Origin of the sequence: Nocardioides sp. CPCC 206348 (genome assembly GCF_048654705.1) — a bacterium.
Classification (GTDB): Bacteria; Actinomycetota; Actinomycetes; order Propionibacteriales; family Nocardioidaceae; genus Nocardioides.
On the sequence record NZ_JBMCZA010000156.1, the window covers coordinates 1 to 9,061 of the forward strand.

At 69.6% G+C, this 9,061-nt stretch carries 8 protein-coding genes; 5 read left to right on the forward strand and 3 right to left on the reverse strand.

Going from position 1 to position 9,061, the window contains the following annotated elements; all coding sequences use genetic code 11:
• Both ACOADB_RS11045 and ACOADB_RS11050 read left to right on the forward strand, forming a co-directional pair.
• A partial coding sequence (locus tag ACOADB_RS11045) for a GNAT family N-acetyltransferase (RefSeq protein WP_378598166.1) occupies positions 1-243 on the forward strand: 243 nt, incomplete at its 5' end.
• An 18-nt stretch (positions 244-261) separates the two neighbouring features.
• Positions 262-1,149, forward strand: coding sequence for an alpha/beta hydrolase (locus ACOADB_RS11050; protein WP_378598168.1), 888 nt, complete (start codon positions 262-264; stop codon positions 1,147-1,149).
• A gap of 33 nt (positions 1,150-1,182) precedes the next feature.
• On the opposite strand, the gene ACOADB_RS11055 is transcribed toward ACOADB_RS11050, so the two are convergent.
• Entirely contained in the window at positions 1,183-2,379 is a 1,197-nt protein-coding gene (locus tag ACOADB_RS11055) for a glycoside hydrolase family 43 protein (RefSeq protein WP_378598170.1), read from the reverse strand.
• Between the two features lie 70 nt (positions 2,380-2,449).
• Between ACOADB_RS11055 and ACOADB_RS11060 the strand changes: the two genes are divergently transcribed.
• Genes ACOADB_RS11060 through secA form a run of 3 tightly spaced genes read left to right on the forward strand, consistent with a single transcriptional unit; the run spans position 2,450 to position 7,134 of the window.
• Positions 2,450-3,802, forward strand: coding sequence for a bifunctional folylpolyglutamate synthase/dihydrofolate synthase (locus ACOADB_RS11060; RefSeq protein WP_378598172.1), 1,353 nt, complete (start codon positions 2,450-2,452; stop codon positions 3,800-3,802).
• Positions 3,799-4,230, forward strand: coding sequence for a DUF4233 domain-containing protein (locus tag ACOADB_RS11065; RefSeq protein WP_378598174.1), 432 nt, complete (start codon positions 3,799-3,801; stop codon positions 4,228-4,230). Before ACOADB_RS11060 ends, ACOADB_RS11065 begins: the two co-directional genes overlap by 4 nt.
• 24 nt (positions 4,231-4,254) lie before the next feature.
• Entirely contained in the window at positions 4,255-7,134 is a 2,880-nt protein-coding gene (gene secA / locus ACOADB_RS11070) for a preprotein translocase subunit SecA (protein ID WP_378598176.1), read from the forward strand.
• Positions 7,135-7,250: 116 nt separating this feature from the next.
• On the opposite strand, the gene ACOADB_RS11075 is transcribed toward secA, so the two are convergent.
• Positions 7,251-8,450 (reverse strand): hypothetical protein, encoded by a 1,200-nt coding sequence (locus ACOADB_RS11075; RefSeq protein ID WP_378598178.1) that lies wholly within the window; start codon positions 8,448-8,450, stop codon positions 7,251-7,253.
• Positions 8,451-8,536: 86 nt separating this feature from the next.
• Positions 8,537-9,046: an Rv3235 family protein gene (locus ACOADB_RS11080; protein ID WP_378598180.1), complete on the reverse strand. Its 510-nt coding sequence runs from the start codon at positions 9,044-9,046 to the stop codon at positions 8,537-8,539.
• Between the last annotated feature and the right edge of the window lie 15 nt (positions 9,047-9,061).

The following is a 9,061-nucleotide window of genomic DNA, read 5'->3' on the forward strand; positions in this document are numbered from 1 at the left end:
CACCTCACCGGCTGGAACCCGCCGGCCTACGGCGTGGCCCGGGTCGGGCCGGTCTTCACGCCGAAGGAGCAGCGCGGGAAGGGCCTGGCCAGTGCCGCGGTCGCCCAGGTGTCCGCCGAGCTGCAGGACGCGGGCAACCGGGTCATCCTGTTCACCGACCAGGCGAACCCCACGTCCAACGCCATCTACCAGGCGCTGGGCTACGAGGCCGTCGCCGACACCATCGAGCTCCGCTTCGCCTGACGCGCCTAGGGTGCCGGCATGGCATTGCACCCCCAGGCACGCCGGGCGGTCGAGCGGGACGCCGCCGCGCTCCCGGTGACCGACCCCCGCTTCGACATCGACTCCGCGCGGGAGCAGCAACGGCTGATCGCGCGGGCCGATGCCCGCGAATCGCTCGCCGAGGTCCGTGACGTGGACGCGGGTGGAGTCCCGGCCCGCCTCTATCTCCCGGCCGGGTACGACGCCGTGGTGCTCCACGCACACGGCGGCGGGTTCGTGTTCAACGATGTCGAGGTCCACGACGCGGCCGTGCGTCGCTTCGCCCGGATCGCCGGGGCCGCCGTGTTGAGCGTCGACTACCGCCAACCCCCGGAACACCGCTTCCCGGCGGCCGTCGATGACGTCCGATCCGCACTGGACTGGCTGGACACCCAGCCCGACCTTTCCGGCCTGCCGACGTTCAGCCACGGAGACAGCGCGGGCGGCAACCTCGCCCTCGTCACGGCGCTGCGTCGTCCGGACCGGTTCGCGGGCGTGGCGCTCCTCTATCCGTTCCTGGACCCGACGGCGTCGTACGACTCCTACCGCACGGCGGCCGACGGGTTCAGTCCTGACGAGGCCGCCTGGTACTGGCAGCAGTACGCCGCCACGGCTGCCGACCTCACCGACCCCGATCTCGCACCGCTCCTGTCGGACCGGCTCGGCACGCTCCCGCCGACCCTGGTGACGACGGCCGAGCACGACCCGCTGCGCGACGAGGGCGAGCACCTCGCGCTGCTGCTGGCCGAAGCCGGGGTGGAGGTGGTGGCCACGCGCTACGCCGGACAGATCCACGGCTTCTGGCGCCACGCGGCGGTGTTCGACGCCGCCGAGCCGATGATGCGCCAGGTGGCCGGCTGGATGCGGATGCTCGTCGAACGCAGCTGAGCCAGCCCGGCTCAGCCCGGAACCAGCCCGGAATCAGCCCGGGTCGACGACCTCGAGCGTCCCGTCCTCGCGCTGCCAGAAGCTCGCGATGTGCATCCGCCGGAGCCGCCCGACGCGGTCCCACGCGTGGTAGATCATCCGCAGGGAGTTCCCGTCGACGAAGGCGCTGCCGCCTCCCGGTCCGAGATTGCCGGTCGACTGCGTGGAGAGCAGGGGAGCGCCCCGGTTCTGCCGGACGCACGGCCCCTCCGGGCCGGCGCAGATCGCGTAGCCCGTGGCGTAGTTGGCGTTCTCGTAGTTGTTGCCCGAGAAGAAGAGGTAGGTCACGCCCCGGAACTGGACCATGTTCGGGTTCTCGATCGTGTCGCCCTCCCACGGTTGCGACAGCGTCAGCAGCTCGCGGGTCTGTGACCTGGGGGCGAAGCCGGTGCCCTCGGCGTTGAGCCGGCGGACGAAGAGGCCCGCGGGACGGCGATTCACCACGCCGGAGAACTTCCACAGCAACCAGGGCACGTGCTTGTCGTCCACGAAGATGTCCGGGTCGATGACACCGAGCTGCGCCTCGCCGTAACAGATCTGCTCGCCCACGGGCCGGAACGGACCGCCGGGCGACGAACCACGGGTCAGCCCGATGCAGTTGTGCCGCTGCCCGCCGCTCCTTCCGGCCGGAGCGGCGTACGCGGCGGTCCAGCCGTTGCCGATCCGCTCCACGCCCGGCGCCCAGAGATCCTGGCCCCCACTCCGGCTGTGCACCCAGCCCGCCGCCTGCAACGGGTCGACCTTCCGGCCGCCGCGCGTCGCCAGCGGAGTCCAGGTACGCAGGTCCCGCGAGGTCAGGGTCGGGAGCCGCAGGCCGGACGTGTTGGTGGCGTAGGCGTACCAGTTGTCGCCGTGGCGCAGGATGTCCGGGTCGGCGAAGTAGCCGCGGTAGGCGGCGCCGACGCGCCACCGTTCGCTGCCGGGTGCGATGTCGATCGGCTTGGGTCGCCGTTGCTTCGGGAGCTTCTGGGCCAGGCGCTCGGCCAGCTTGGCGAGGTCCTGCATCTCCCCGGCCAGCACATCGCTCGGCAGCGTGGTCGGGAGCTCGGTCTCCTCGGGGATCAGTGGCGCCTCCGAGCTCGCTGCCGCCTTCGGCTTGGCGGCCTGGCCGTCACCGGCACAGGCGGACGCCGCCATCGTCACTGCGACGAGCGCAGCGACCAGCGCGCGCACCCGTCGTCCCCCAGTCATGTTCACCCGTGATCACTCCCTCTGGCCCGACACCCTAGTTACAGCGGTTCGCCACTAGACTCCGAATCCCATGACTGAGCCCGTAGCGCGCCCTGCCGAGACCTTCGCCGAGGCCGAGGACGCCCTCCTGTCCCGCTGGCCCGAGACCCGCCTCGAGCCGTCGCTCGACCGGATCCGCGCCTTCACCGAGCTGCTCGGTGACCCGAACGCTGCGTTCCGGTCGATCCACCTCACCGGCACGAACGGCAAGACGTCGACGGCGCGGATGATCGACGCGCTGCTGCGCGCCCTGGACCTGCGCACCGGCCGCTTCACCAGCCCGCACGTCGAGAAGATGAGCGAGCGGATCAGCATCGACGGCGAGCCGCTGGACGATGACGCCTTCGTGCGGGCGTTCAACGACGTGGCGCCGTACATGGGCCTGGTCGACGCCGCCGAGGACCACCCGCTCAGCTTCTTCGAGGCCGTCGTCGGCATGGCGTACGGCGCCTTCGCCGACGCACCGGTCGACGTCGCCGTGGTCGAGGTCGGCATGGGTGGATCGTGGGACGCGACCAACGTCATCGACGCCGACGTCGCCGTCATCACGCCCATCGCGATGGACCACGCCAACTTCCTCGGCGGCACCGTTGCGGCGATCGCCCGTGAGAAGGCCGGCATCATCAAGCCCGGCGCGGTCGTGGTCGTCGCCCAGCAGTCGGGCGAAGCGGCGGCGGTGATCCTCGAGCGGGCCACCGAGGTCGGTGCCACGCTGGTCCGGGAGGGCCTCGAGTTCGGTGTCGTCACCCGCTCGCCGGCGGTGGGTGGCCAGATGATCGACCTCCAGGGCCTGCGTGGCCGGTACGACGAGATCTTCCTGCCGCTCTACGGCGTCCACCAGGCGCAGAACGCGGCGGCGGCCCTGGCTGCGGTCGAGGCGTTCTTCGGCGGGGACGAGCCGCTCAGCGACGAGCTGGTGCGCGCCGCCTTCGCCGAGATGACCTCGCCCGGACGCCTGGAGATCGTGCGCCGCAGCCCCACGATCGTGCTGGACGCCGCGCACAACCCGCACGGCGCGGAGGCCACGGCCGCCGCGCTGGACGACTCCTTCCAGTTCGCCCCGCTCATCGGCGTGATCGGCGTGATGGGGGACAAGGACGCCGAAGGCCTGCTCGCCGCGTTCGAGCCGCACCTCGAGCACGTCGTCATCACCCAGAATTCCACGGCCCGCGCGATGCCGGCCGAGCAGCTCGCCGTGACGGCCCGGGAGGTCTTCGGTGAGGACCGGGTCTCCGTCGTCCCGGTCCTGGCCGACGCGATCGACGAGGCCGCCGGCCGCGCCGAGTCGGGTGGCGACGACGCCCTGAGCTCCGGAGCGGTCCTGGTGACCGGTTCCGTGGTCACCGTCGGCGAGGCGCGGGTGCTCCTCGGAGGCAACAAGTGAGCGACCCGACGAACGAGGCGGACACCTCGGAGCAGGCCGGTCCGCCCGACCCCGAGCGGCAGAAGTCCCCGCGCCGCGCGATGTGCGCCGCCGTACTCTCGCTGGAGGCGATCACGCTCGGCCTCACCATCCCGGTGATGATCTCGCTCTCCGACGTCCGCCCGGCGGTGGCGCTCTCCGTCGGCCTCGGCCTGGCGGTCGCGTGCGTGCTGGCGGCCGGCATGTTGCGCCGGGATTCGGCCTACTACCTGGGCCACGCGATCCAGGTCGCCGCGATCGGACTGGGGTTCGTGGTGGGGATCATGTGGGCGCTCGGGCCGCTCTTCGCCCTGCTGTGGGGGGCCGCCTACTGGCTCGGACGCAAGATCGAGCAGGAGCGGGCCGATGCCTTCGCCGCATACGACCGTGGCCGCGAATCCCAGGTCTAGTTCTGCCTAGGTAGAGTTGGCGCCGTGCCAGTGATCATTGACAAGCTCCTCCGTATCGGAGAAGGCAAGATCCTCCGACAGCTCGAAGCGATCGCGAAGGCCGTCAACGCCATCGAGGACGACTTCACGGCGATGTCCGACGACGAGCTGCGGGGCATGACGGACGAGTTCCGCAAGCGCCTCACCGAGGGCGAGGACCTCGACGACCTCCTCCCCGAGGCGTTCGCCACGGTGCGTGAGGCGGCCCGCCGCGTCATCGGCCAGCGCCACTTCGACGTCCAGATCATGGGCGGCGCGGCCCTGCACATGGGCAACATCGCCGAGATGAAGACCGGTGAGGGCAAGACCCTGGTCTCGACCCTCCCGGCGTACCTCAACGCCCTCGAGGGCAAGGGCGTCCACGTCGTCACCGTCAACGACTACCTGGCGAAGTTCCAGTCCGAGATGATGGGCCGGATCCACCACTTCCTCGGCCTGTCCGTCGGCGTGATCCTGCCGAGCATGCGGCCCGCCGAGCGGCGCGAGGCCTACGCCTGCGACATCACGTACGGCACGAACAACGAGCTGGGCTTCGACTACCTCCGCGACAACATGGCCTCGGTGCTCGCCGACTGCGTCCAGCGGACCCACAACTTCGCCATCGTCGACGAGGTCGACTCGATCCTCATCGACGAGGCCCGGACCCCGCTGATCATCAGCGGTCCGACCCAGGACGAGGTCAAGTGGTACGGCGAGTTCGCCAAGATCGCCCAGAAGCTGACCAAGGACGTCGACTACGAGGTCGACGAGAAGAAGCGCACGATCTCGGTCCTCGAGGACGGCATCACGCGCGTCGAGGACCACCTCGGCATCGAGAATCTCTACGAGTCGGCCAACACCCCGCTGATCTCGTTCCTGCACAACTCGATCAAGGCCAAGGAGCTCTTCCGCAACGACAAGGAGTACGTCGTCATGGAGGGCGAGGTGCTCATCGTCGACGAGCACACCGGCCGCATGCTCGCCGGACGTCGCTACAACGACGGCCTGCACCAGGCGATCGAGGCCAAGGAGGGCGTCAAGGTCCGCGAGGAGTACCAGACGCTCGCGACCGTCACGCTGCAGAACTACTTCCGCCTCTACCCGAAGCTCTCCGGCATGACCGGTACGGCGCTCACCGAGGCGTCCGAGTTCGACAAGATCTACAAGCTCGGCGTGGTCCCGATCCCGACGAACAAGCCGATGCTCCGCAAGGACCAGGCCGACCTCGTCTACCGCACCGAAGAGGCCAAGTACGACGCCGTCGTCGCCGACATCGTCGAGCGGCACGAGAAGGGCCAGCCGGTCCTCGTCGGCACCGTCTCGGTCGAGAAGTCGGAGTACCTCTCCAAGGCGCTGACCAAGAAGGGCGTCGCCCACTCGGTCCTGAACGCGAAGGTCCACGCCGAAGAGGCCAAGATCGTCGCCATGGCCGGCCACAAGGGCGCCGTCACGGTTGCCACCAACATGGCCGGTCGAGGCACCGACATCATGCTCGGTGGCTCGGTGGAGTTCCTCGCCGACGCCGAGCTGCGCAAGCAGGGCCTCGAGCCCGTCGGCGAGACGGCCGAGGAATACGAAGCCGCCTGGCCCGCGATGGTCGAGCGCTTCAAGCACGAGGTCGAGAAGGAGCACGACGAGGTCCGTGACCTCGGCGGTCTCTACGTCATCGGCACCGAGCGTCACGAGTCGCGCCGCATCGACAACCAGCTGCGTGGTCGTTCCGGTCGTCAGGGTGACCCGGGCGAGAGCCGGTTCTACCTCTCGCTCCAGGACGAGCTGATGCGGCTGTTCAAGTCGGACTGGGTCGACCGGGTCCTGCTGCTGCTCAAGATCGCCGACGACATCCCGATCGAGAACAAGCGAGTCACGAACGCGATCGCCAACGCCCAGGGCCAGGTCGAGTCGCAGAACTTCGAGTCCCGCAAGAACGTCCTCAAGTACGACGACGTGATGGACCGCCAGCGCAAGGTCATCTACGGCGAGCGCCGCGAGGTGCTCGAAGGGGTCGACCTCGAGAGCCAGATCCGCACGTTCATCGATGACGTCGTCACCGGCACGGTGAGCGGCTCGATCGACGAGTTCGTCGAGGAGGGCGACCTCGACCAGCTGTGGACCGACCTCAAGCAGTTCTGGCCGGTGTCCGTGACGCCGAAGGAGCTGGTCGAGGAAGCCGGGTCCGCGGCTGCGCTGGACCGCGCGACGCTGATCGAGAAGCTCCAGGCCGACGCCCACGCGGCGTACGACCGTCGCGAGGAGGAGGTCGGCGAGGAGGTTGCTCGCGAGCTCGAGCGCCGCGTCGTGCTCTCGGTCCTGGACCGCAAGTGGCGTGAACACCTCTACGAGATGGACTACCTCCGCGAGGGCATCTACCTGCGGGCCTACTCGCAGCGCGACCCGCTGGTCGAGTACCAGCGCGAGGGCTTCGACATGTTCGCCGCGATGCTGGACGGCATCAAGGAGGAGACCGTCGGCTTCCTGTTCAACCTGGAGGTCCAGGTCGACGAGGAAGAGGAAGAGGTCCACTACCACGCGGACGGCACCCGTCACGTGGGTCCGATGCACGAGGGCGCGCTCGCCGAGCCGCCCGTGGGCGTCGGCGCCGGTGGCGACGTCGACCTCGCGTCGATCTCCGCGGAGCTCAAGACCCCCAAGGTCAAGGCCAAGGGCCTGGACGCCCCGAAGCAGCCGCAGAACCTGTCCTACTCGGCTCCGGACGAGACCGGCCACGAAGAGGTCCGGGGTCCGGGCACCGTGACGAACGCGGACGACGAGTTCGCCGGGACCAGCCGCAACGCCCTGTGCCCCTGTGGCTCGGGCCAGAAGTACAAGCGGTGCCACGGCGCCCCGGGTGGCCCCAGCGGCCTCACCGCCCGCGTCAACGGCTAGCGCGAGTTGGGGTTTGTCACCCCCGAGTTGTACGAAAACACCACACCCCACGACCTACGGGCCGCGGGGTGTGGTGTTTTTCGTACAACTCGGGGGTGACAAACCCCAACTCGCGGTTACTGCAGGGCCATCCTCGGCTCGCCGTTCAGCAGGCCGGTGCTGCTGCGCACGCAGGACCCGCCCTTCGGCGTACCGCCGTTCCAGGCCTGGCGCACGCAGTTGCGGACGGCGAGCTGGCCCCAGTAGTTCGGGTGCAGCGACTCCTGGATGTAGTACGGGCTGTCGCCGGCGGTGGTCACGGTGCGGATCTGGTTGACCCACTCCGTCTTGTCGACGGCGCCGGTGCTCAGCCAGTTGGCGATCCCCACCTCTTCGTAGAGGCCGACGCCGCTCTCGCACAGACGGCGACCGTTGAAGGCGCTGGACAGGCTGAGGACCTTGGAGTTGGTGATGCCGGCCTGGCTGATGGCACCGGTGACGGTGTTGTTGATCGTGGGCAGGGCCGAGTTGTTCGCCCAGGTGGCGTCGTTGTCCCAGAAGCCGCAGCCGCCGGTGTTCTGGCGGGTGTAGCCGCTCTGGCTGTAGCGGATGCTGCCGCCGTTCGGGATCGGCGAGGGGTAGGTCTGGACGAGCATCGTCCACTGGGTGTCGGCGTAGCCGGCGTTGCGCATGGCCGTACGGACGTTGGTGAGGGCGCCGGCGATCCGGTTCTTCACGGTGGTGACGTTGGCCGAGGTGAAGTTGCTGGTCACGCTGCTGTCGTCGTTGCAGTAGTCCTTCCACCACGACGGCGAGGTGAGGAAGTCGGTGACGCACTGCTGGATGATCCCGGCGAAGTTGAAGTCGTTGCCGCCGATCGAGACGACGACCATCCGGACGTTGTTGGTCGTGGCGAAGGTCTGCAGCGCGCGGGCCTGGCCGACGCCCTCGCTGCCGCTGTAGAAGTCGAGTCCGGGCTTGAACTCGCTGCCCGTCGCGGTCGCGGTCTTGGCGCCCGAGCAGGCGAGGTTGAGGCTGTTGACGCCTCCGCCGATGTGGATCTCGGCGCTCTTCGAGCGGTGGCAGCGGTTGATCGCCTCGCCAGTCCCGGTTGCGTTGTCGTAGTACGCGGTGGAGCCCAGCGCATCGGCGCGGGCGCTGCTGCTGTTGGACGAGCCGGCCCAGCGGCCGGCCTCGCCCGAGATGTAGGAGTCACCGACGGACACCACCCAGGGGGTGCCGACCCCGGCTCCGTCCGCGTGGGCCGGGGAGGTGGTGAGGGGGGCGACGAGTGTCGCGCCGACGACGGCAAGGGCCGCCGCGAGTGCACGCAGCATGCGGATCTCCTGTGGGGACGGGGGCTGGATTACCCAGAGGTAACGTAGTGACGCACGTCACACTTGGGAAGTCCCCGGTCTCGACGTCAGGAGAAGTCGAGGGCCGTGCAGATCCAGCGCTGCCCGGTCCGCTCGAACCGGACCGCGATCGCGCGCGACCGTTCGCCGTGGCGCACGTGGACCCCGCACTCGACGATGTCGTCGGTGACGAAGCAGGAGTGCACGCTCTGGACGACCGGTCGGACCGTCTGCACCCGGGCGAGGCCGGGTTGGTGGCCGCCGGCCCGGGCGACCAGCTGGGCCCGTCGACGCAGGTCGGCGTAGACCTCCGGCGACGTCCAGCGCAGCAGCTGCGAGGACGGACGGTCGCCCCCGACGATCTCGAGCGCGGCCTGGGTGAACCGGTGGGTCCACTCCGCGATGGTGTGCCGCAGGCGCCGGTCGATGGGTACGACGGTGGCGCCGGGTCGGGCACCGGGTGCCGCCAGCTCGGGCGGCGCGTGCCGGGGGAGCAGGGCGAGGGCGAGCGTGCCCTGCGTGGCGGTGACCGGCACCGGGAGCCGTACGCCGACGAGTTCGGGCGGGGAGACGGACATGGTTCCTCCTGGGTG

Excerpts from the sequence above, each read along its gene's own strand:
- ACOADB_RS11050 (WP_378598168.1), top strand. The coding sequence starts at position 262 with ATGGCATTGCACCCCCAGGCACGCCGGGCGGTCGAGCGGGACGCCGCC.
- ACOADB_RS11055 (WP_378598170.1), bottom strand. The coding sequence starts at position 2,379 with ATGACTGGGGGACGACGGGTGCGCGCGCTGGTCGCTGCGCTCGTCGCA.
- ACOADB_RS11060 (WP_378598172.1), top strand. The coding sequence starts at position 2,450 with ATGACTGAGCCCGTAGCGCGCCCTGCCGAGACCTTCGCCGAGGCCGAG.
- ACOADB_RS11075 (WP_378598178.1), bottom strand. The coding sequence starts at position 8,450 with ATGCTGCGTGCACTCGCGGCGGCCCTTGCCGTCGTCGGCGCGACACTC.
- ACOADB_RS11080 (WP_378598180.1), bottom strand. The coding sequence starts at position 9,046 with ATGTCCGTCTCCCCGCCCGAACTCGTCGGCGTACGGCTCCCGGTGCCG.